Below are 25,639 nucleotides of genomic sequence, written 5' to 3'. Positions count from 1 at the left end.
GGGTCTCCGGAACCCGGCCGGCCACGGATGAGCACGCCAATGAGTACGCGACACGCTCACGCGTACCTGATACGCTCAGCGTGTTACGTACTCAGGGTCATGATGCAGGAAGGCATGGACGTTCGCCATGACAGAAATCAAGCCCCGCGCGGGGCTCAAGGAATGGCTCGGCCTCGTGGTGATCGTCCTGGTCACCCTGCTGATCGCCATTGACATCTCCGTACTCGGCTTCGCGATCACACCCATCAGCGAGTCCCTGAAGCCGAGCGCCACCCAGCTGCTGTGGATCATGGACATCTACAGCTTCGTGCTGGCCGGCGCACTGATCACGATGGGGTGGGTCGGCGACCGCTTCGGCCGGCGGAAGCTCCTGATCGTCGGCGCCCTGGTCTTCGGCGTCGCGTCCGCACTCGCCGCCACGGCGGACACCCCCGAGATGCTCATCGGCGCGCGAGCCCTGCTGGGGCTCGGCGCGGCGACCCTGACGCCGACCTCCCTGGCCCTGATCCGCAACATGTTCCACGATTCCAAGCAGCGCAAGTCGGCCATCGCCGCCTGGAGCGGCACCCTCGCCACCGGGGCGGCCCTCGGGCCGGTCGTCGGGGGTCTGCTGCTGAACAACTTCTGGTGGGGTTCGGTCTTCATGATCAACACCCCGGTGATGGTGCTGGTGCTGATCCTGGCCCCGATCCTGCTGCCGGAGCGGCGCGACCCCTCGCGCGGCAAGCTGGACGTGCTCGGCGCGTTCCTTTCGATCGCCGGCATCATGCCGTTCATCTACGGCCTCAAGGAGCTGGCCGTGGACGGCTGGTCGGGCGAGTCCGCGATCTGGGCCGGTGCCGGCGCGGTCCTGCTCGTCGCCTTCGTACAGCGTCAGCGCATGACGTCGCACCCGCTCATCGACATCTCGCTGTTCCGCTACGGCGGCTTCACCGGGGCGATCCTGACCAACCTGATGGTGATGTTCTCGTTCATGGGCATCAGCATTCTCACCAACCAGTTCCTTCAGATGGTGCTGGGCATGACACCCTTCCGGGCGGCGCTGTGGTCCATGGCGGTGATGCCGGCGATCGGGATCGCGGTCGGCCTCGTCTCGGCCCTGTCCCGCAAGGTCAAGCCGGTCTATCTGGTCGCCAGCGGCATGCTCGTGATGGCCCTCGGATTCGGTGTGCTCAGCCGGCTCACGGTGGACTCGAACGTCGCCCTCCTCCTGGTGGGCGTGGGACTGATGGCCGCCGGCATGACGGCCTCGAAGACGCTCACCGCGGAGATCGTCGTCACCTCCGCACCGAAGGAGCACGCCGGATCGTCCACCGCCACCTCGGAGACGTTCACCGAGTTCGGCAGCGCGTTCGGCTTCGCCGTCATCGGCAGCATCGGATCCGCCATCTATCGGCATGACATGGACGCGGCGAACCCGGCCGGTCTCGGCGGAGAGGCACTGGACGCGGTACGCAACACGATCGGCGGTGCCGCCACCGTCGCCGCCCAGCAGCCGGCCGCGGTCGGCGCCGAACTGCTCGCCACCAGCCGCGAGGCCTTCACCCACGGCCTCCAGGTGGCAGCGCTCTCCGGGGCCGCCGCCATGGTCGTGGTGGCCGCGATCGTCGCCGTACTGCTGCGCAAGGTGCCGATCGAGACGGGCGACCCGATCGACCCCTACGACATCGACGCTCCGGCGACCGTGCCCTCCCCCAAGCGCATGCAGCCCACCGCGGGCTGAACCGACGCGGGCTACGTGCGTGGAAAGGGGCTGGTCGCCCACCCGGTCGGGTGGGCGACCAGCCCCTTTCCACGCACGTGGCCGGAAGGCTGTCAGGTGAGCGGCTGCTCGCCGTTACGGATGCGGCCCAGCACCTCGATGCCGTCCAGAACCCGCTGAAGGCCGAAGGTGAAGTCGTCCTCGGGCTCGTCGAACGCCCCGGCCTCCAGCAGCTCCACGAGGGCGGGGAAGGACGCGGAGTCGGCGTACTTGGCCAGCGCACGGCCGTAGTTGGCCATCAGGTCCGTGTCGCTGATGTCCTGGGTGACGACACCGAGCGACATCTGCACGTTGTTGCGCACGTAGCCGATCATCAGCATCATCACGGACAGCTTGTCGTCCGGCCGCAGGGTGGTACCGCCCAGCGTGCGCAGGCCGCACTCCAGCCAGCTGAGCTGCCCCGGCTCCAGAGGCGGTCCGCTGACCGAGATCTGCAGCATCCACGGGTGCCGGCGGAAGACCTCCTGGAACGCGCGGGCCCACTGCTCCAGCCCGCCACGCCAGTCACCGTCTGCCGTGTCGATGCGGGGCGGGGTGCCGTAGGCCATGTCGAGCATCAGCTGCCGCAGCTCGTCCTTGCTCGACACATGGCGGTACAGAGACATGGTGCCGAAGTCGAGGCTCTTGGCCACGCGGGACATGGACAGGCCGGCGAGACCGTCGGCGTCCGCCGACTCGATCGCGGCCGTCACGATGCGCTCGACGCTCAGACTGGTACGCGCGGTGCGCTGTTCCCGGTTCCGCAGTTCCCAGAGCACCTCGATGCTGTTCGGCAGGCCGACGCCTTCCGTGCTCGTTTCTTCGCCAGTCGTCATCTCGTGCCTGCCTTCATCAGAGCCTTTCCATGCGTATCACGCACGCATAGAGCATCGTATACGCCTCGGGTCCGCCGTACGCGGAGCCGGTGTGAGACCGAGGTGGAGAGACGGTACGGCACCGCGCACGGTGCCGTACCGGGCGACCCACGCCCGCCTCCCGGTGCAGCTGGTCAGACGCCTGCCGCCGCGGCGGTCAGCTCCGACGACGGCCGACCGAGCAGCTGCCTGCACTGCCGCAGGCCACGCGCGCTGTTCCAGCCCAGCCCGCCGACGAGGACACCGTCGCGGTGGTACGCGGCGACGAACTCCCGGTCCGCGGTGGAACCGCTGATGATCTCCGTCCTCGCGTCGGGCGGGCACCAGCCGACTGTCTGGATCTTCTCCCCGAACTGATGCGTCCAGCCGAAGGGCACGGGGGTGTACGGCTTCGCTCCCGTTTCACCCGCCAGCAGGTTGGCGGCGACCGCCATGGCCTGCTGGGCGGCGTTGGTCCGCTGTTCGAGCCTGACCCGGGCACCGGCGACCATCGGGTGGGGCCAGTTGGCGACGTCTCCCGCCGCCCACACCCCGGGGGCGGCCCGGCAGTAGGCGTCGCACAGGACCCCGTCACCCAGGGGCAGTCCGGAATCGGCGAGCCAGTCCACGGCGGGCACGGAGCCGATCGCGACGACGACCAGATCCGCGTCGACGACGGCGCCGTCCGACAGCATGACGCCGCGGACACGCGTGCCGTCCCGGGCCATTCCCACGACATCGGCGCCGAGCACGAGCCGTACTCCGTTGTCACGGTGCAGGCCGGCCACGAGCCCGCCGATCTCGGCACCGACCTGGCGAGCGAGCGGCTGGTCGTTCGTGTCGATCAGTGTGACGCCGAGTCCGGCACCGCGCGCCGTGGCGGCGACCTCCGCACCGAGGAAGCCCGCCCCGATCACCGCCACCTCGGGCCGCCCCGCCCCAAGTGCCTCGCGCAGCCGGACCGCGTCGTCCAGCGACCGCAGGACGTGGACGCCTTGCAATCCGTCCCCGCAGGGAAGCCTGCGCGGCCGGAGACCGGTCGCGATGACCGCCGCGTCGTAGGGCAGCCTCTCGCCGGTGGACAGGGCGATGGTGCGGGCGCCCTGGTCGAGGCCGGTGGCCCGGCAGCCGAGACGCAGATCGACATCGAGGGCCGCCAGCACGTCTTCCTTGCGCAACCAGGTGTCCGCGGGCTCCCAGCTCTCGCCCAGCAACTCCTTGGAGAGGGGCGGACGGTCGTACGGCGGATGGCGTTCGTCGCCGACGAGCGTCAGCCTGCCCTCGTACCCCTTGGCCCGCAGCGTCTCCACCGCGGTCAGTCCTGCGGCCGCCGCGCCCACGACGACTATCCGGTTCAGCACACTCGCTCCTCGTCTCCGGTCGGTGCTCACGCGAGCGCCCGGTGCGGCTCCCGGCAGGGCCTGCCGGGAGCGGCCCTACGCCTCGCCGTCGAGAATGTCGAACAGCTCGTCCGCGGTGGCCGCGCTGAGGTCATCCGCGGGAACGTCCTCGCCGAAGAGGGTCCGGCGCAGGTGCGCGGCCAGCTCGGCGGCCGAGGGATAGTCGAAGATCAGCGTCGGCGCCAGCCGGCAACCGGTCACCTCGCTCAGGCGGTTCCTGAGTTCCAGAGCCGTCAGGGAGTCGAATCCGATGTCGAGGAATCCGCGCTCTGCCGGGACGGCCTCGGCGCCCGAGTGCCCCAGAACGGCGGCGGCGTGACCGCGCACCAGGTCCAGCAGGGCCCGTTCACGGTCCTCTGCGCCGAGGTCGGCGAGGCGTGCCACCAATGCGGCGGGATCGGCGCTCTTCGTGCGGCTCCGGACCACGGGACCGGCCTCGGTGAGGACCATGTCCCGCAGAAGGGGGTGCAACGCACCCGGCTTCGCGTTCAGGGTCGGTACGTCGACTGCGAGCGGCACCAGTGCCGGCAGCCCGGAGCGCAGACCGGCGTCGAACAGCCGGAGCGCGTCGGCCGGGGCGAGAGCGGGCAGACCCCGTGCGGCCATGAGACGGGCGTCGTCCTCGATGGCTTCGGTCAGGCCCGTGGCGACGTCCCACAGCCCGTACGCCAGCGAAGTGGCCGGCAACCCCTCCGCCCGACGCTGCACCGCCAGCGCATCCAGGAACACATTCGCCGCCGCATAATTCGCCTGCCCCGCCGCCAGCACCGAACCACCCGCCGACGAGAACAACACAAAGAACGCCAAATCCAGCTCACGCGTCAGCTCATGCAGATACCAGGCACCATCCGCCTTCGCACCCAACGCCCGATCCAGCCGGGCCCCATCCATCGACCCCACCAAACCGTTGTCACCCGCACCCGCCGCATGCACCACACCCACCAGACCAGCACCCACACCCTCCACCAGACCAGCCACCGCACCCCGATCCGACACATCACACGCCACCACCGACACCTCAGCACCCAACCCACGCAACACCTCACACAACTCCCCCACCCCCGGAGCCTCCGCACCACGCCGCCCCGCCAACACCAAACGCCGCACCCCATGCACCTCCACCAAATGCCGCGCCACCAAACCACCCAAACCCCCGGTCCCACCCGTCACCAACACCACCCCACCCGGCACCACCACCGGAAGACCACCACCGACCCCACCCACCTCAACCAACCGCGGAACCAACAACTCACCCCCACGCACAGCCACTTCCGACTCACCCGAACCAACCACCGCATCCGCAACATCAGCGAACGAACCACCCACAGAATCCACATCCACCAACACAAACCGACCCGGATTCTCCGCCTCCGCCGCCCGCACCAACCCCCACACCGGCGCCCCACACACATCAACACCCACATCCCCAGGCAACGAGACCGCACCCCGCGTCACCACCACCAACCGACCGGCCTCATCACCCTCCAACCAGCCCTGAACCGCCTCAAGCACCCCACCCAACACCGACCGCACACCCACCACCGGATCCACACCCACCAACACCGGCACCTCAAACACCCCACCCACAACACCCGAAACAGCAGCGCCGGCACCCACCAACGGCCGCCACACCACCTCATGCAACCCACCACCCCCACCCGACCCCACCAACTGCTCCACCGACACCGGACGGAACATGAGTCCGCCGATCGTGGCCACGGGCGCGCCGTCCTGGTCCGCCAGGCTCATCCTGAGGCTGCTGGCTCCCTGGGGCGACAGTCGCACGCGCAGCGAACGGGCGCCGGCGGCGTGCAGGGACACATTCGTCCAGGTGAAGGGAAGCTCGGTCGGCTCATCACCCGTGACGTCCTCGCCGACTCCCAGGGCATGCATGGTCGCGTCGAGCAGGGCGGGGTGGATACCGAACCGTTCGGCGTCCCCGTGCGCCTGCTCGGGCAGTTCGACCTCGGCGAAGACGTCGTCCCCGCGCCGCCAGACGGCTTTGAGTCCGCGGAATACGGGGCCGTAGACGTAACCCTGCTTGTGGAGCAGCTCGTAGGCATCGCTCGTCCGTACGGCTGTTGAGCCGGTCGGGGGCCAGTCGGTGAGGTCGAAGGACGGCGCGGGTTCAGCCACACCCACAACACCCTCCGCATGCAACACCCACTCACCAACCGCACCCGCACTCTCCCGACGCGAAAACACCCGCACCGAACGAGACCCCACCTCATCCGAACCACCCACCACCACCTGCAACGCCACACCACCACGCTCCGGAACAACCAACGGCGCCCGCAACGTCAACTCCTCCACCACCCCACAACCCACCTCATCCCCAGCCCGCACCACCAACTCCACAAACGCCGCCCCCGGCAACAACACCGACCCCAACACCACGTGATCCCCCAACCACCCCATCCCCTCCACCGACAAACGACCCGTCAACACCACACCACCACAATCCGGCAACGCCACCGCAGCACCCAACACCGGATGATCCACCACCACCTGCCCCAAACCACCCGCATCCCCACCACCCACACACTCCAACCAAAAACGCTCACGCTGGAAGGCATACGTCGGCAGATCAACACGACGCGCACCCGTCCCCTCGAAGAGCCGGGCCCAGTCCACCGGCACACCACTCACATGCAACTGCCCCAGCGCGGTAACCGTCGAGGCCACCTCCGGACGCCCCTTACGCACCAACGGGACGAAGACCGTTGCCGCCAGCTCGGCGTCCACCGACTGCTGCGCCATCCCACACAGCACACCATCCGGACCCACCTCAACAAACGACGTCACACCCCGCGACACCACAAACGACACCGCATCCGCGAACCGCACCGCCTCGCGCACATGCCGCACCCAGTACTCCGCCGAACCCCAGTCCTCCGCCAAATCCCCCGACACACCCGACACCACGGGAATCGACGGTGCACCGAACGACAACCCGGACACCACCGCCCCGAACTCCGCCAACATCGGCTCCATCAACGGCGAATGGAACGCATGCGACACCCGCAACGCACTCGTCCTACGGCCCTCACCGGCGAACTTCCCCACCACATCGGCAACCGCCGACTCCACCCCCGACACCACAACAGACCGAGGCCCGTTCACCGCGGCGATACCGACCTCAGCGTTCAGCAACGGAAGGACCTCCGCCTCCGACGCCTCCACCGCCACCATCGACCCACCAGCCGGCAACCCCTGCATCAGGCGACCACGCGCGACGACGAGTTCCGCGGCATCACCGAGCGACAGGGCGCCGGACACATGCGCGGCCGCGATCTCACCCACCGAATGACCCACCAGGAAGTCCGGACGAACCCCCCACGACTCCACCAACCGGAACAACGCCGTCTCCACCGCGAACAACCCGGCCTGAGCGAACATCGTCCCGTTCAGCAGACCCGCATCCTCACCCCACACCACCTCACGGAGTGAACGCCCCAGCCGGGCGTCCAGTTCGCCCACGACCTCATCGAACGCCGCCGCGAACACCGGAAACGCCTCATACAACTCCCGACCCATCCCCAACCGCTGCGCACCCTGACCCGTGAACAGGAAGGCCGTGGCACCGGCCTGCCGGGCCGAGCCCCGCACCACCGAAGACGACAGCTCGCCCTCCGCCAGCGCCGTCAGACCCCGCACCAGCTCCTCACGATCCGACGCCGCCACCACCGCACGATGCTCCAACACCCCACGCGACACCACCGACGAAAAACCCACATCCAACAACGAAGCAGAGGGCTCTTCCGCCATCCGTGCCAGCAACCGCGTGGCCTGGCCAAAAATGCCGCTCTCGTTCTGCGCCGACAGCACGACGGGGACGACGGGGAGTCCGGTCACCGCTTCGGGCTCCGGCTCGTCCGTCACCGGGGCCTGTTCCACGATCACGTGCGCGTTCGTCCCGCTCAGACCGAACGACGACACACCAGCACGCCGCGGACGATCCCGCTCCGGCCACGCCCGCGACTCCGTCAACAACTCCACCGCACCCGCATCCCAGTCCACGTGCGGCGAACGCGTCTGTGAATGGAGGGACTTCGGCAGTATCCCGTGACGGATGGCCTGCACCGCCTTGATCACGCCACCGACACCGGCCGCGGCCTGGGTGTGGCCCAGGTTCGACTTCAACGAACCCAGCCAGATCGGATCGCCCTCAGGGCGGCCCTTGCCGTACGTCGCCAGCAGCGCCTGCGCCTCGATCGGGTCGCCCAGCCGGGTGCCCGTGCCGTGCGCCTCCACCAGATCCACGTCCGTGGTCGTGATCCCGGCGTTCTCCAGCGCCGCACGGATCACGCGCTGCTGCGACGGACCGTTCGGGGTGGTCATCCCGCTCGACGCGCCGTCCTGGTTGATGGCGCTTCCCCGGATCACCGCGAGCACCGGATGCCCGTTCCGGCGGGCGTCCGAGAGACGTTCGACCATGAGGACTCCGACGCCCTCCGAGCAGCCGGTGCCGTCGGCGTCGGCCGCGAAGGACTTACAGCGGCCGTCCGCCGCCATGCCTCGCTGGTGGCTGAAGTAGAGGAACATGTCCGGCGTCGTCATCACCGTCACGCCACCCACCAGCGCCATCGAGCAGTCGCCCCGCCGCAGCGCCTGGCCGGCCCAGTGGAGGGCGACGAGGGAAGAGGAGCAGGCGGTGTCGACGGTGACCGCGGGGCCTTCGAGACCCAGGGTGAAGGCGACCCGGCCGGTGACCAGGCTGCCGTCGCTCGTGCCCGGCCCGTAGTCGTGGTACATGACGCCGGCGAAGACGCCGGTGCGGCTGCCTTTCAGGGAAAGGGGATCGATCCCCGCACTCTCCACCGCCTCCCAGGACGCCTCCAGCAACAACCGCTGCTGCGGATCCATCCCCAACGCCTCACGCGGCGAGATCCCGAACACCCCGGCATCGAAATCAGCCGCGTCGTACAGGAAACCACCCTCACGCGTCACCGTACGATTCGGCTTCCCCGGCTCCGGATCGTAAAGCCCCTCGACATCCCACCCACGGTCCACCGGAAACGCCGACACACCGTCCCGGCCCTCCACCACCAGATCCCACAACTCATCCGGAGAACCCACCCCACCCGGATAACGACACGCCATACCCACGATCGCAATCGGCTCGGTGGCGTCGCCGGTGAGGCGGTCGTTGGCCGCGCGGAGACGTTCGTTCTCAACCATGGTGGTGCGGAGGGCCGCGACCAGCTGCTCTACAGATGTTTCCATGATGTCCTCAGCCCTCGCTCGGGTTCCGGGTCGGGTCGGCGGACGCGAGCGCGGCGCGCACCAGGTCGTCGACGTCCATGGTCCTGATCGCTTCGCCGGCCTGTGCGGTCTCGCCCTGCGGGGTGCGCGGGCCGGATTCAGTGGTGGGTGCGGGTGCCGCGGGTCGGGCGGCCAGGTTCAGCAGCGCGTCCAGCAGGCCGGACTCCCTCAGTGCGTCGACCGGGATGTCCGCGAGCGTCTGCCGGATGGACGCGTCGGTCTCCGCGGCCCCCGGCCCGCTCTGCGCGGGGGCGGTGTCGGCGGGTTCGTCGGGGGTGTTCTCATCGAGTCCCGGCGGGAGTTCGTCGAGGAGGAAGTCGGCCAGCACCGCGGGGCTGGGGTAGTCGAACATGAGGGTGGCCGGCAGTCGGAGTCCGGTGGCCTTCTGGAGCCGGTTGCGGAGATCGATGGCGGCGAGCGAGTCGAGGCCGAGCTCGGTGAAGCCCTTGGAGACGTCGATGGTGGTGGGGACGCTGTGGCTGACTCCGGCGACCTGCTCGCGTACGACGTCGAGCACCGTGCGGCGGCGTTCGGCCGCCTTCATACCGGACAGCCTCTGCTCCAGGGTGAGTTCGGCAGCGGGCGCGGCCATCGCGGTGACGGCGGGCGCCCGTACCTCCTTGCGGGCGGCGGGCCGTTCCGGTGCGCCGAGCACGTCCTTCAGCAGGTGCGGCGGTTCGGTCGTGGCCTGGCGGTCGCGTTCCACCCGGATCGGCACGAGTACCGGCCGGTCGATCTCCAGGGCCTCGTCGAGGAGGGCGAGGCCCTCGGCCGTCGGCAGCGCCGGCATGCCCATGGTGCGCATGCGCCGCAGGTCGGCGTGGGTGACGCCGCCCCCGAGACCGGTCCTGGTCTCCCAGAGGCCGAACGCCAGGGACGTCGCCGGGAGTCCGGCCGCCCGTCGGTGGGTGGCGAGGGCGTCCAGGAAGCGGTTGGCGGCGGCGTAGTTGCCCTGGCCGATGCCGACGACGAGTCCGGCGCAGGAGGAGAAGAGGACGAACGCCTTCAGGTCCAGACCGCGGGTCGCCTCGTGCAGGTTCCAGGCCGCGTCCACCTTGGGCCGCATCACCGTGTCGACCTGTGCGGGGGTGAGGGCTGCCAGCAGGGCGTTGTCCATGACCGCGGCCGCGTGGACCACCGCCGTCAGCGGATGGGCGGCGGGTATCGCGGTCAGCATGGCGTCGACCGCCGCACGGTCGGACGTGTCGCAGGCCGCGAGGGTGACGCGGGCGCCGAGTCCGTGCAGGGCGTCACGGAGTTCGGTGACGCCGGGTGCGTCATGGCCCCGTCGACCGGCGAGCAGGAGGTGGCGCACGCCGTGCCGTTCGACCAGGTGGCGGGCGACGACGGCACCGAGGCCGCTGGTGCCTCCGGTGATCAGCACGGTTCCCTCGGCGTCCCAGGGCAGGGCCGACGAAGGCGTCTTCGCCGGAACCCTGGCCAGTCGGGGTATCCGCACCTCGGCGCCGCGCAGGATCGCCTCGGGTTCGCCGGACGCGGCCACGGCGGGCAGTGACTCGCGGGCCGTGGGGGTGCCGTCGGTGTCGACGAGGACGAACCGGCCGGGGTACTCCTCCTGGGCTGCCCGTATCAGTCCCCATACCGGTGCCTGGACGAGGTCCACGGCGGTGTCGGCCTCCTCGACGGGAAGGGCGTCACGGGTGACCACCATGAGGCGGGACCGGGCGTACCGCTCGTCCGCCAGCCAGGACTGGAGCGTGTCGAGGACCTGGCCGGTGACGGAGCGGACGGCCGCCGGGATGTCGTCGTGATCCGTGGCCCGGGGTACGGGCAGGAGGACGACGTCGGGGGCCGGGGCGCCGTCCGTCAGCGCGGCGCCGAGTGCGGAGAGGTCGCTGTAGGCAGTGCCGGGGCCGGCGGCGGGAGTGCCGCCGAGCACGGCCCAGCGGTCCGTGGCCGCGGCGACGGCCGCGCCGAGAGGCAGTTGCTGGGTGACCAGCTGGAAGACGGCCTCGTGTTCGCCGCCTCCCGCCGCGGCGGCCGCGTTGACCTTGGCCGCGGTGACGGGGCGGACCACGAGCGAGTCGATCGTGGCGACCGGGGTGCCCGTGGGGTCGGTGAGTTCGAGTCGTACCGCGTCGGACCCCTGTGACCGGTGGGATTCGACGGCGGTGATACGCACCCGCAGCCGCGAGGACCCGGCGGCGTGCAGGGTGACGCCGGACCATGCGAACGGCAGCTGGGTGCCTCCGACGTCCTGGGGGCGGCGGCCGTCCATGAAGTCGGTGGCGCTCAGCGCCGCGTCGAGGATGGAGGGGTGGAGCCGGAATTCCTTGCCGACGTCCAGGGAGTCCTCCGGCAAGGACACCTCCGCGAACGTCTCCTTGCCCCGGGACCAGATGCCGCGCAGGCCCCGGAACATGGGTCCGTAGCCGTAGCCCTGGCCGGTGAGGTAGTCGTACACACCGGAGATGTCGACCTCGGTCGCGCCCGTGGGCGGCCAGTCGGCCGGGGCGGGGGCGAAGGTGCCGGCAGGCGGCGTCTGTCCGGTCCCCGGGGCGAGTACGCCGCTGGCGTGCTTGCTCCAGGGGGTGCCGGCCGGGGCGTCGTCGGCCCGGGAGTAGACGGCGAGTGAGCAGCGTCCGCCCGCGTCCGGGGCGTCGACGACGACCTGGACGGCGAGCCCGCCGTGGGGCGGGAGCGGCATCAGTGCCTCGATGGTGAGTTCCTCCACCACCTCGCAGCCGACCTCCTCACCGGCCCGGATGGCGAGTTCGATGTAGCCGGTGCCGGGCAGCAGCACGGTTCCGAGGACGTCGTGGTCGGCGAGCCAGGGGTGGGTGCGGACGGAGAGGCGCCCGGTGAGCACGACGCCGCCGGCCTCCGGGGAGGCGACCACGGCGCTGAGCAGCGGATGCGCGGCCGCGGTCTGGCCGAGGCCGGTCACATCACCGCCGACCGGATCGGGGGCGTCGAGCCAGTACGTGGTCCGGCCGAAGGCGTACGTGGGCAGTTCGACCCTGCGGGCACCGCGACCGTCGAGGACGTCCGGCCAGCCGACGCGGGGTCCGGCGACGTGCAGCCGGGCGAGGGCGGTGAGCAGGGTGGACACCTCGGGCCGGCCCTTGCGCAGGACGGGCACGGTGAGGGTGTCGGACGTGACCGGTGCGACGGCCTCTGTGAGTGCGGAGAGCACTGCGTCCGGGCCGAGTTCCACAAAGCGGGTGACGCCGTGGTCCGCGAGGTGGGCGATGCCGTCGGCGAACCGGACGGCCTCGCGGACGTGGCGCACCCAGTACTCGGGCGAGGTCAGTTGCTCCGCGGTCGCCTCGGTTCCGGTCACGTGGGACACGACGCGTATCGAGGGTGCGGCGTACGAGAGTGTCTCGGCGACCTTTCGGAAGGCGTCGAGCATGGGCTCCATGAGCGGTGAGTGGAAGGCATGCGACACCGCCAGCCGCTTCGTCCGGCGGCCCAGTGCGGTGAAGTGCTCCGCGACCGCGAGGGTCTCCTTCTCCGCGCCCGACACCACCACGGCCGACGGACCGTTCACCGCCGCCAGCCCCACGTCGCCGCTCAGCAGCGGAAGCACTTCCGCCTCCGACGCGGCCACCGCGACCATCACTCCGCCGGAGGGCAGTGCCTGCATCAACCGACCGCGCGCAACCACGAGTTCGGCTGCGTCCGTCAGCGGCAGCACACCCGCCACATGCGCGGCGGCGATCTCACCGATCGAGTGCCCCGCCACCACATCGGCCCGTATGCCCCACGACTCCACCAGGCGGAACAGCGCCGTCTCGACCGCGAACAGTCCCGCCTGGGCGAACATCGTCCCGTTCAACAGGCCGGCGTCCTCACCCCACACCACCTCACGCAACGAACGGCCCAGCCGGGCATCCAGTTCGGAGACCACCGCGTCGAACGCCTCGGCGAACACCGGGAACGCCTCGTACAGCTCCCGGCCCATGCCGAGCCGCTGCGCGCCCTGACCCGTGAACAGGAACGCCGTCAGACCCTCGGTGGAGGAACCGGCCGAGGTGACGACATCCGCACTCTCGTGACCGGCCACCAGATCGGACAGCGCACGCACCGCCGCCTCGCGATCCGCGGCCAGCACCACCGCACGGTGATCCAGCACCGCGCGCGTCGTCGCCAGCGAGTGCCCCAGGTCCATCAGCGACTCGTCCGGGTGCGCCTCCACATGGGCGAGGAGGCGGCCCGCCTGCTCCGTGAGCGCCGTGGCGCTCCGTGCGGACAGCGGGAGCGGTACGACGGGCAGCGGTCCGGCGGGGACAGTGGTGCCGTCCGGTCCGGCCTCCTCGGCCGCCGGTGCCTCCTCGATGATGACGTGGGCGTTGGTGCCGCTGAGCCCGAAGGAGGAGACTCCTGCGCGTCGGGGCCGGTCCTGCGCCTCCCAGGCGACCGGCTCGGTCAGCAGCCGTACGCCGCCGGCCTCCCAGTCCACCTGCGGGGACGGCTCGTCGACGTGCAGGGTCCGGGGCAGCAGTCCGTTGCGCAGCGCCATCACCATCTTGATGACTCCGCTGACACCGGCGGCGGCCTGGGCGTGCCCGATGTTCGACTTGACGGAGCCGAGCCAGAGCGGGCGGTCCGCGGGACGGTCCTGGCCGTACGTGGCCAGCAGGGCCTGCGCCTCGATCGGGTCGCCCAGCCGGGTGCCCGTGCCGTGTCCCTCCACGGCGTCCACGTCGGAGGGGGCGAGGCCCGCCGCCGACAGGGCCTTGCGGATGACGCGTTGCTGGGAGGGGCCGTTGGGGGCGGTCAGTCCGTTGGAGGCGCCGTCCTGGTTGATGGCGCTTCCCCGGACCACGGCGAGGACGGGGTGCCCGTTGCGGCGGGCGTCGGAGAGGCGCTCCACCAGCAGGAGGCCGACGCCTTCGGCCCAGCTCGTGCCGTCCGCCGCGCCCGCGAACGCCTTGGAGCGCCCGTCGGCCGCGAGGCCGCGCTGCCGGCTGAAGTCGACGAAGATCTCCGGGGTCGGCATGACGGTGACGCCGCCTGCCAGGGCGAGGTCGATCTCGCCGGCGCGCAGTGCCTGGCAGGCCATGTGAAGGCTGACCAGGGAGGAGGAGCATGCGGTGTCGACCGTGACGGCGGGCCCTTCGAGGCCCAGTGCGTAGGCGACACGGCCGGAGGCGATACTGCCCGCGCTGCCGTTGCCGAGGTATCCGGCCAGGTCGTCGGGGACGTCGGTGACCCGGCTGCCGTACTCGTGGTACATCACACCGGCGTACACGCCCGTCTGGCTGCCGCGCAGTGTCTCCGGGTCGATGCCGGCGCGTTCGAAGGTCTCCCAGGCCGACTGGAGCAGCAGCCGCTGCTGCGGGTCCATCGCCAGGGCTTCGCGGGGCATGATGCCGAAGAACTCGGGGTCGAACTCCGCCGCGTCGTAGAGGAATCCGCCTTCGCGCACGTAGGTGCGGCCGGGGAGACCGGGCTCGGGGTCGTAGAGGGCGTCGGCGTCCCAGCCGCGGTCGGCGGGGAAGTCGCCGATGGCGTCGACGCCGTCGGCGACGAGGTCCCACAGGGCCTCCGGGGAGCGCACGCCTCCGGGGAAGCGGCAGCTGATCGCCACCACCGCGATCGGGTCGTCGTCCAGGGCCGCGTGCGGGGCGGCGACGGGGGCCGTCGTGGTGGTCGTGCCAGTGAGCAGGGTGTCGAGGTATCCGGCAACCGCACGGGAGTTCGGATAGTCGAAGACCAGCGTCGCCGGCAGTCGCAGCCCGGTGGAACCGGCCAGCAGGTTGCGCAGCTCCACTGCGGCCAGGGAGTCGAACCCCTGGTCGCGGAAGGCGGTGTCGGGTCCGACCGCCTCGGCGGAGGGCTGGCCGAGGACGGAGGCCACCTGGGTGCGGACCGTGTCGAGCAGGATGCGGGCCCTCTCGTCCGGGGTCGTCGCACCGGCCAGGCGGCGGTCGAGGGAGGAGGCGGCGGTGGCCGCCGCCCGGACGGTCCGGCGGGCGGGAGCGCGGCCGCGGACGCGCAGCAGTGCGGGCACCTCGTCGCTGCGGGCGGCGAGCGCGGCCGCGTCGATGGTGAGGGGGACGACGACGGGGTCCTCGGTGACGAGGGCGGCGTCGAAGAGCTCAAGGCCACGGTCGGCGTCGAGAGCCGGCAGGCCGAGGCGGCGCATCCGGTCCAGATCGGCTTCGGTGAGGTCGCCGCCGAGTCCGGTGCTGACGTCCCACATGCCGAAGGCGATCGATGTCGCGGGGAGGCCGGCCGCCGCGCGGTGGGTGGCAAGCGCGTCGAGGAAGACGTTGGCCGCCGCGTAGTCGGCCTGTCCGGCTGCCAGGACGAGGCCGCCGGCCGAGGAGAACATGACGAAAGCGGTGAGGTCGGTGTCCCTGGTCAGTTCGTGCAGGTGCCAGGCTCCTACCGCCTTGGGGCGGAGAACGGCGTCGAACCGATCGGGGGTGAGGCTGCCGATCAGGCCGCCGTCGGCGACCGCCGCCGCGTGGACGACGCCGCGCAGCGGGTGTGCGGCGTCGATCCCGGCGAGCAGGGCGGCCAGGGCGTCGCGGTCGGCCACATCGCAGGCGGCGATCCGGACCTGGGCGCCGAGGCCTGTCAGCTCGGTGGCCAGTGCCTCGGCACCGGGTGTGTCCGTCCCGCGCCGGCCGGCCAGGAGGAGGTGGCGCACGCCGTGCTCGGTGACGAGGTGGCGTGCGACGAGTGCGCCGAGGCCGCTGGTGCCTCCGGTGATCAGGACCGTGCCGTCGGTGTCCCACGGGGCGGGCCGTGCGGTCTCCGGGGCAGTGGCGCGTCCCAGCCGCGGTATCCACGACTCGCCGCCGCGCAGGGCGGATTCGGGCTCGCCGGACGCGATCACGGCGGTGAGAGCGGCCTGGGTCGCGCCGGACTCGTCCTCGATGTCGAGGAGGTGGAACCGGCCGGGGTTCTCGGCCTGTGCGGCGCGTACCAGTCCCCATACAGGGGCCTGGGCGGGGTCCACGTCCTCGCCGGGGAGCACGGGCACGGCGCGCCGGGTGACGACGACGAGGGGGGCGGTGCCCGCTTCGGGGTCGGCGAGCCGGTCGCGTATCTCACCGAGCACCTGCCGGGTGAGGGTGCGCACGGCGTCCGGGACGCTCTGGCCGTCGGGCGCCGCCGGGCAGTGCAGGACGGTGTGCGCGGGGGTGCGGCCGAGGTCCTCCGCGCCCGGCTCCGCCCGCTGCCAGACGATCCGGTGGAGGGCTGCGGACGGCGCCCCCGAGGCTGCCGCCAGCTGCTCCGGCGCGACGGGGCGGGAGACGAGCGACTCGACCGTGGCCACCGGTGCGCCGCTCTCGTCGGCGACCATGATGGCGGACACCTCGTCGCCGCGTATCCGCTGGATGTGGACGCGTAGCGAGGCGGTCCCGGCGGCGTGCAGGGTGACGCCGTTCCAGGAGAAGGGCAGCAGAGTGGCCGCGTCGTCGGCCGGGTCCGTCAGCAGGTCGGCGTGCATGGCCGCGTCGAGGAGGGCGGGGTGCAGGCCGAAGTCCGCCGCCTCGTCGCGGGCCGGACCGTCGAGTGCGACCTCGGCGAACACGTCGTCGCCGCGCCGCCACGCCGCGCGCAGGCCCTGGAAGGCGGGGCCGTAGGCGTAGCCGCGCTCGCTCAGCCGCCCGTAGGCGGACTCGACGTCGACCGGGGTGGCGCCGGCCGGCGGCCACTGAGTGAGGTCGAAGGCGGCTTCGGGAGCTTCGCGGGTCAGGGTGCCGTGGGCATGCCGGGTCCACGGGGCGGCGGGGTCCGAGGACGCGCGCGAGTGGATGCCGACCGTGCGGGCCCCGGAGGGGTCCGGGGCGCCGACGACGACTCGCAGGGCGACGCCGCCCCGGGGCGGCAGTATCAGCGGGGCTTCGAGGAGCAGTTCCTCGATCCGGCCGCAGCCGACGTGGTCGCCCGCCCGGATCGCCAGCTCCACGAAACCGGTGCCCGGCAGCAGCACACTGCCCAGCACGCCGTGGTCCGCGAGCCACGGCTGGGTGCCGGTGGCGAGCCGCCCGGTGAGGACGACGCCCCCGTCGTCCGGCGTCGCCACGGCGGCGCTCAGCAGGGGGTGGGTGACCGCTTCCAGACCGGCCGCGTCGAGGTCGCCGGGGGCGGCGGCCAGGTCGAGCCAGTAGCGCTGGTGCTGGAAGGCGTAGGTGGGCAGGTCCGGACTCAGGCCGGTGCCGCGGGCGCCGAAGAAGGCGTTCCGGTCGACGGTGACACCGCGCGTATGGGCTCTGCCGGCGGCGGTCAGGAGTTCGCGTGCCTCGGGCCGGTTCCGTCGCAGCGCGGGGATGAACGCCGTCCCGTCCGTGTCCTGGACACAGTCCTGCGCCATGCCGCTGAGCACGGCGTCCGGGCCGATCTCGATGTACGAGGTGACGCCGCGGTCCTCCAGGAACCGGACCGCGTCCGCGAAACGCACCGCTTCACGGACGTGCCGCACCCAGTAGTCCGCGGTGCCCCATCCTTCCGCCAGGTCCCCGGACACACCCGACACCACCGGGATCGACGGTGCGCCGAACGACAGCCCGGCCACCGCGGCGCCGAATTCGGCCAGCATCGGTTCCATCAACGGCGAGTGGAAGGCGTGCGACACCCGCAGCGTGCTCGTCCTGCGGCCCTGGCCCTCGAACGTCGCAACGAGCCCGCGCACCGCCGCCTCCGTGCCGGAGACGACCACGGAACGCGGCCCGTTGACGGCCGCGACGCCCACCTCGGCGTTCAGCAGCGCAAGCACCTCGGCCTCCGTCGCCTCCACGGCCACCATCGACCCGCCGGCGGGCAACGCCTGCATCAGCCGTCCCCGAGCGACGACCAGTTCGGCCGCGTCGCCCAGGGGCAGGGCGCCGGACACGTGGGCGGCCGTGATCTCGCCGACCGAATGGCCCACCAGGAAGTCCGGACGCATGCCCCAGGACTCCAGCAGCCGGAACAGCGCGGTCTCCACCGCGAACAGACCGGCCTGGGCGAACATCGTCCCGTTCAGCAGACCCGCATCCTCACCCCACACCACCTCACGGAGTGAACGCCCCAGCCGGGCGTCCAGTTCGCCCACGACCTCATCGAACGCCGCCGCGAACACCGGATACGCCTCATACAACCCCCGGCCCATCCCCAGCCGCTGCGCACCCTGACCCGTGAACAGGAACGCGGCCCTGCCCTCGCTCACCGCGTCCCGTACCGTCCCGGCGCCGGAGGCCAACGCCTCCAGTGCGGCGACGAGTTCGGTGCGGTCGGCGCCGATCGCCACGGCCCGGTGGTCCAGGGCGGCGCGGGTCGTCGCGAGGGCGTGGCCCGTCGCGGCGAGGGTGTCGTCGGGGACGGACGCGAGGTGGTCGAGCAGCCGCGCCGCCTGGGCGTTCAACGCGTCCGGGGTCCTCGCCGAGAACGGCCAGGTGATCAGGCCGGGGGTGGGCGCGGCCGGCTCGGGCTCGTCCGGCGTGGTGGTGACGGCAGGCGGCTCCTCGATGATCACGTGGGCGTTGGTGCCGCTGATCCCGAACGACGACACCCCGGCGCGACGCGGACGGCCGTGCGCCGGCCAGGCGGTGGGCCCGGTCAGCAGCGCGACGGCGCCGGAGTCCCAGTCCACCTGCGGTGACGGCTCGTCGGCGTGCAGGGTCGCGGGCAGGGTGCCGTGACGCATCGCCTGCACCATCTTGATGATGCCCGCCACACCGGCCGCCGCCTGGGTGTGGCCCATGTTGGACTTGATGGAGCCGAGCAGCAGGGGGCGGCCGTCCGACGGGCGTTCCTGACCGTAGGTCTCCAGCAGCGCCTGGGCCTCGATCGGGTCGCCGAGAACGGTGCCGGTGCCATGGCCCTCGACGGCGTCGACGTCGGCCGGGGTCAGGCCCGCCACGTTCAACGCACGCCGGATGACGCGTTGTTGGGCCGGACCGTTGGGCGCGGTGAGGCCGTTGGAGGCTCCGTCGGAGTTGACGGCAGAGCCGCGGACGATGCCGAGGACCCGGTGGCCGTTGCGCTCGGCGTCCGAGAGCCGCTCCAGCAGGAGCATGCCGACGCCCTCGCCCCAGCCGGTGCCGTCGGCGCCGCTGCCGAACGACTTGCACCGCCCGTCAGCCGCCAGGCCGCGCTGCCGGCTCATGTCGACGAAGGTGTCGGGGGTGGACATGACGGTGACACCGCCCGCGAGGGCGAGGCCGCAGTCGCCGCGGCGCAGGGCCTGGGCGGCCCAGTGCAGGGCGACGAGGGAGGAGGAGCAGGCGGTGTCGACGGTGACCGCGGGGCCTTCGACGCCCAAGGTGTAGGCGACCCGTCCGGACACCACGCTGGCGAGGCTTCCGTTGCCGTGGTAGCCGGCCACGTGCTCGGGCAGCGGGCCGAGCCGCAGTCCCCAGTCGTGGTACATCACGCCGGCGAAGACACCGGTGTCGCTGCCGCGCAGGGTGTGCGGGTCGATGCCCGCGCGTTCGACGGTCTCCCAGGCGATCTCCAGCAGCAGTCGCTGCTGCGGGTCCATGGCCTGGGCCTCACGGGGGCTGATACCGAAGAACTCGGCGTCGAAGTCCGCCGCCCCGTAGAGGAATCCGCCCTGATCGGTGAGGCTCTTGCCCGGCGTGCCGGGCACGGTGTCGTGGATGTCGGTGGCCCAGCCGCGGTCGGCGGGGAACGCCGAGACGACATCGCGCCCCTCCTCGACGAGCTGCCACAGGTCCTCGGGCGAGGTCACTCCGCCGGGGTAGCGGCAGGCCATGGAGACGATGGCGATGGGGTCGTCGTCGGAGACGGTGGTGGCGGCCGGGACGGGCAGGCCGGCCTGCCGTTCCGCGTCGCCGCCGAGCCTGGAGGCCAGGTGGTCGGCGAGGGAACCGGGCGAGGGGTAGTCGAAGACGAGCGTGGCCGTCAGGGGCAGACCCGTGGCGGAGCCGAGGCGGTTGCGGAGTTCGACGGCCGCCAGCGAGTCGAAGCCCATTTCGTTGAAGGCCCGCGTGGTGACGACACGATCGGGTCCGTCGTGCCCGAGGACCGCGGCCACCTGGGTACGGACCAGATCGAGGAGGGCCTCGCCGCGCTGCGCACGGGTCAGGCCGGCCAGGCTGCGCGCGAGGGACTGCTCGACGCTGACCCCGCCCCCTCCCACGGCGCGGCGCGGCGCACGGACCAGGGCGCGGAGCAAGGGCGGGACGTCACCGCCGCGGGCGTTGAGCATGCGCAGGTTCAGCCGTACGGGCAGGACGGCCGGGTGGCCCGCGGTGGCCGCCGCACGGTCGAGCAGAGCGAGGTTCTCCGCGACGGACAGGGGCTGGAGACCGAGGCGTTCGATGCGCCGCAGCGCGGCCTCGTCGAGGCCGCCGCCCATGCCGCCGGTGCCGGTCCACAGCCCCCAGGCGAGCGAGGTCGCGGGGAGTCCGAGGGCGGCGCGGTGGGTGGCGAGGGCGTCGAGGAAGACATTGGCGGCGGCGTAGTTGCCCTGTCCGGCGCCGTCCAGGACGGTGGCGGTGGAGGAGAACAGGACGAAGGCCGACAGGTCGCTGTCGCGGGTGAGTTCGTGCAGATTCCAGGCGCCGTCGGCCTTGGGCCGCAGGACGGTGTCCAGGCGGGCATCGTCAAGGGAGTCGGCCAGGCCGTCGTCCAGCACACCCGCCGCGTGCACCACGGCACTCAGCGGCAGCCCGTCCGGTACGGCGGCCAGGGCACCGGCCATCGCGTCGCGGTCGGCGGCGTCACAGGCGGCGATCACGACCTCGGCGCCCAGCGCGGTCAGCTCGGCCCGGAGCTCCTCGGCACCGGGGGCGTCCGCACCCCGGCGGCCGGTGAGCAGGAGTCCACGTACTCCGTGCGCCGCGACCAGGTGCCGGGCGACCGTGGCACCGACGCCGCCGGTGCCGCCGGTGATCAGGACGGTGCCGTCGGGGCGCCAGGGGGATACGGGGGCCGGTGCCTGTGTGGTGCGGGTCAGCCGCGGGACGTACAACAGGCCTTCGCGCAGCGCGATTTCGGGCTCGTCCGTGCCGGCGGTGAGGCGCAGCAGTTCGTCCGTGCCGAGGGAGCCGTCGGTGTCCAGCAGGAGGAATCGGCCGGGGTGTTCGGCCTGGGCCGAGCGCACCAGGCCCCAGACCGGCGCCTGGGCGAGTGCGGCCGGCTCCCCCGCGGCGGCGGCGACCGCGCCCCGGGTGAGGACGGTGAGCCGGGCGGTGGCGGACCGCTCGTCGGCGATCCAGTCCTGTACGGCCGTCAGCGTGGTTCCGAGGACGGTCCGGACGTCGGCGGCGATGTCGGGCCCTGCGGGTGCGGGGCAGGTGTGGACGGAGGCGTCGGGGTCCGGCCGGGTGGCGGCGGGTGCCGGCAGCGGGGTCCAGCGGACGTGGTGGAGCGCGTCGGGGTGGGCGGTGGCGGCCAGTTGGCCGGTGGCGACGGGCCTTACGAGGAACGAGTCGACGGAGGCCACCGGGGCGCCGGTGGCATCGGCCAGTTCGATGGCGACCTCGTCGGTGCCGGTGGCGGTGATGCGGGCCCGCAGCGTGGTGGCACCGGCCGCGTGCAGGGTGACTCCGGTCCAGGCGAAGGGCAGCAGGACGCGGTCGTCCGGGGTGTCGGTGGGTGCCACCGTGGCGAAGTCGGTGGCGTGCAGGACCGCGTCGAGGAGCGCGGGGTGGAGTCCGTAGGCGGAGACGGCGTCCCCGGCCGTGTCGGGCAGCCGGACCTCCGCGCACACCTCGCCCTGTCCGGTCCTCCAGACGGCTCGCAGCCCATGGAAGGCGGGGCCGTACCCGTAGCCCTGCGCGGCCAGGTCCGCGTAGAGGCCGCTGATGTCGATGGGCTCGGCGCCGGGGGGCGGCCAGGCGCCCGCCGCGAATTCCTCGGCCCGCTGCCCGGAGCGGTCCTGGGGGGCGAGGCGGCCGGTGGCGTGACGGATCCACGGGGCATCGGCGGGGGCGTCCTCGTCGCGGGAGTAGAAGGTGATGGCGCGAGGACCGGCGGGGTCGGGGGCGTCGACCACGATCTGGAGGGCGATGCCGCCCGTGGCGGGCAGGGTCAGCGGGGCCGCCATGACGAGCTCGTCCAGGTGTTCGCAGCCGGTCTGTTCACCGGCCCGGACCGCGAGGTCGACGAACGCGGTGCCGGGCAGCAGGACATGGCCGTCGATCACGTGGTCGGCGAGCCACGGGTGCGAGCGCAGGGAGACCCGTCCGGTGAGGACGGCGCCGCCGGTGTCCGCGAGCCCCACCACCGCGCCCAGCAGGGGGTGGTCGGCGGCCATCTGGCCGAGGTCGGTCGCGTCCTGGGCGGCGTCGGGGGCGCTCAGCCAGTACCGCTCTCGCTGGAAGGCGTACGTGGGCAGGTCGACGCGGCGGGCGCCGGTCCCGGCGAAGAAGGCCTGCCAGTCGACGCGGGCGCCACGTGTGTGGGCGACGGCCAGGGCGCCGAGCACCTGCTGCGGTTCGTCGTGCCCGCGTCGCAGGAGTGGCGCGAAGACGGCGGACGGGTCGGCGGCGGCACGGCCCATGGCGCAGAGCACCGGGTCGGGCCCGAGTTCGAGGAAGGTGGCGACGTCCCGTTCGGTGAGCGAGGCGACGGCGTCGTGGAAGCGTACGGGCGCGCAGATGTGCCGCACCCAGTGCTCGGGGTCGGTGAGTTCACCGGCGGTGGCGAGCCGGCCGGTGAGGGCGGAGACCACGGGCAGCTTGGGCGCGCGATAGGTGAGGATCCGGGCGACCTGCCGGAACTCTTCGAGCATCGGCGCCATGAGCGGGGAGTGGAACGCATGGCTGACCCGGAGCCGCTTGATGCGGTGGCCGTCGGCCTCCAGCCGCCCGGCGAGGGCGATGACGGTGTCCTCGTCGCCGGACAGGACGACCGAACGGGGGCCGTTGACCGCGGCGATGCTCACGGTGTCGCGGCAGTCGGCGAGAAGCGGCTCCACCGTCTCCTCGGCGGCCTCCACGGCGATCATGGCGCCGCCCTCGGGCAGTGCCTGCATCAGCCGGCCGCGTGCGGCGACGAGGGTGGCGGCGTCGTCGAGGGAGAGCACTCCGGCGACATGGGCGGCGGTCAGCTCACCGATGGAGTGCCCGGCCACGTAGTCGGGCTGGACGCCCCATGACTCCAGCAGCCTGAACAGTGCGACCTCGACGGCGAAGAGCGCCGCCTGGGCGTACATGGTGTGGTCCAGCAGGGCCGCCTCGGGGGTGTCCTCGTCGGCGAACAGGACGTCCCAGAGGGAGCGGTCGAGCTGGAGGTCGAGATAGCCGATGGCGTTGTCGAGGGCCTTGGCATAGACGGGGTAGGCCTCGTACAGACGGCGTCCCATGGCCAGGCGCTGGCTGCCCTGGCCGGTGAAGAGGAACGCGGTGGCGCCGCTCGCGGAGACCGAGCTGAACACTTCGGGGGTGTCGCGGCCGTCCGCCAGGGCACGCAGTCCGTCGAGGAGGCCCGCACGGTCCCCGGCGAGCACCACGGCACGGTGGGGCAGCGCGGAGCGGGTGGTCGCAAGGGAGTGGGCGAGGTCGAGCGGCCGGGCGCCCGGGGTGTTCTCGATGTGGGTCAGCAGGCGGCGTGCCTGGTCACGCAGGGCGGCGTCGCTCTTCGCGGAGAGAGCCGCCGGGAGCGGCCTGCCGTCCTCGTCCGGTGCGTCGGAGTCCGCGGCGTCGCCCTGCTCGTCCTGGGCCGGCGGCTCCTCGACGACGATGTGGGCGTTGGTGCCGCTGACGCCGAAGGAGGAGACGGCGGCCCGGCGGGGGCGCTCGCCCGGTTGCCACGGCACGGGTTCGGTCAGCAGCCGTACCTCTCCCGCCGACCAGTCGACGTTGGGCGAGGGCGCGTCCACGTGCAGCGTCGCGGGCAGCAGACCGTGACGCATCGCCATGATCATCTTGATCAGTCCGGCCGAGCCCGCCGCCGCCTGGGTGTGCCCGATGTTGGACTTCACCGAACCGAGCCAGGCCGGCCCCGCGGTGCGTTCCTGCCCATAGGTGGCGAGCAGCGCCTGGGCCTCGATGGGGTCGCCGAGCGTCGTGCCGGTGCCGTGCGCCTCGACGGCGTCGACCTCAGCCGCGGTGAGTCCGGCGTCCGCGAGTGCCTGGCGGATGACCTGGCGCTGGGCCCGGCCGCTCGGTGCGGTCAGGCCGTTGGACGCGCCGTCCTGGTTGATGGCCGTGCCGCGTACGACGGCGAGGACCGGGTGGTTGTTGGCCCGTGCGTCGGAGAGGCGTTCCAGGACGAACACACCGGCGCCTTCGGCGAACGCGGTGCCGTCCGCTGCGGCGGCGAACGCCTTGACCGTGCCGTCGGCCGCGAGACCGCGCTGTCGGCTGAACGCGGTGAACACGCCGGGGCTCCCCATGACGGCGACCCCGCCGGCCAGGGCGAGGGAGCACTCGCCGCGCCGCAGCGACTGGACGGCGAGGTGGATGCCGACCAGCGAGCCGGAGCAGGCGGTGTCGACGGTCAGCGCGGGGCCTTCCAGCCCGAGCGTGTAGGCGACCCGGCCGGACACCACGCTGGGTGCGTTGCCGCTGAGCAGATATCCGTCCAGGCCGTCCGGCGCCTCGTGCAGGCGCATCGCGTACTCCTGAGGCTCCGCGGCGACGAAGACGCCGGTCCGGCTGGAGCGCAGGGTCTGCGCGTCGATCCCGGCCCGTTCCACGGCTTCCCACATGGTCTCCAGCACGAGACGCTGCTGCGGGTCCATGGCCAGGGCTTCGCGGGGGCTGATGGAGAAGAACTCGGCGTCGAACTCGGCGGCGCCGGAGAGGAATCCGCCGTGCCGGGCGTAGGTGGTCCCAGGGGTCGTGGGGTCGTCGTCGAAGAGACGGCCGAGGTCCCAGCCCCGGTCGGCGGGGAAGTCGTCGCGGACGTGGGTGCCTTCGGCGACCAGCCGCCACAGGTCATCGGGCGACCACACGTCACCGGGGTAACGGCAGCCGATGCCGACGACCGCGATCGGATCGTCGGTGGCGTGGCCCGGCGCGACGACCGGGTCGGGCAGGTCGGGCAACCCCAGGGCCTCTGTGCGCAGATGAGCGGCGAGGGCGGCCGGTGAGGGGTGGTCGAAGACAACGGTAGGGGGCAGCGCGAGGCCGGTGGCCGCGATCAGCCGGGCGTGCAGGGCCACCAGTGCCACGGAGTCGAGCCCCAGCTCGCGGAAGGCGCGCGCCTGGTCCACGGTCTGCGGGGTGTCCGGCCGGGTCTGCCGCAGGACGGCCGCGGTGTTCTCGCGCACCAGGTCCAGCAGCACCCGGGTCTGTTCCGAGGTGGGGAGGGATTCCAGCTCACGCACGAGTGCGGCCTGCCGCTCTGTGCCCCCGTCCGGCACACCGTCGGTGCCAGAGACGAAGTTTCCCGACTCAGTCATCTGCACTCCACACAATTGTCGCCCGTCACCGGACGGAATTCACCAAGGAACCGCACCACTGCGGGTCACGCTATGAAGCCGAGGGGCCGCACACAGC

Annotated in this window: 5 protein-coding genes; 1 reads left to right on the top strand and 4 read right to left on the bottom strand. The window is 72.1% G+C overall.

All coding sequences use genetic code 11. From position 1 onward, the window contains the following. The first annotated feature begins 127 nt into the window (after positions 1 to 127). On the top strand, positions 128 to 1,723 hold the full coding sequence (locus OG521_33770) for an MFS transporter (protein WUW25461.1): 1,596 nt from the start codon (positions 128 to 130) through the stop codon (positions 1,721 to 1,723). Positions 1,724 to 1,815: 92 nt separating this feature from the next. Here OG521_33770 and OG521_33765 read toward each other — a convergent pair whose 3' ends face one another. The 4 genes from OG521_33765 to OG521_33750 all read right to left on the bottom strand — a co-directional run bounded on the left by OG521_33765 (position 1,816) and on the right by OG521_33750 (position 25,542). Then, positions 1,816 to 2,577, bottom strand: coding sequence for a TetR/AcrR family transcriptional regulator (locus OG521_33765; GenBank protein WUW25460.1), 762 nt, complete (start codon positions 2,575 to 2,577; stop codon positions 1,816 to 1,818). Positions 2,578 to 2,750: 173 nt separating this feature from the next. Then, positions 2,751 to 3,956 (bottom strand): FAD-dependent oxidoreductase, encoded by a 1,206-nt coding sequence (locus OG521_33760; GenBank protein WUW25459.1) that lies wholly within the window; start codon positions 3,954 to 3,956, stop codon positions 2,751 to 2,753. Positions 3,957 to 4,031: 75 nt separating this feature from the next. Then, complete coding sequence (locus OG521_33755) at positions 4,032 to 9,221, bottom strand: acyltransferase domain-containing protein (GenBank protein ID WUW25458.1); 5,190 nt, start codon at positions 9,219 to 9,221, stop codon at positions 4,032 to 4,034. 7 nt (positions 9,222 to 9,228) lie between these two features. Next, positions 9,229 to 25,542, bottom strand: a complete 16,314-nt coding sequence (locus OG521_33750) for a type I polyketide synthase (protein WUW25457.1) — start codon at positions 25,540 to 25,542, stop codon at positions 9,229 to 9,231. Positions 25,543 to 25,639 lie beyond the last annotated feature (97 nt).

The organism is Streptomyces sp. NBC_01463, assembly GCA_036227345.1.
GTDB lineage: Bacteria > Actinomycetota > Actinomycetes > Streptomycetales > Streptomycetaceae > Streptomyces.
This window is presented reverse-complemented; position numbering and strand designations above follow the sequence as displayed.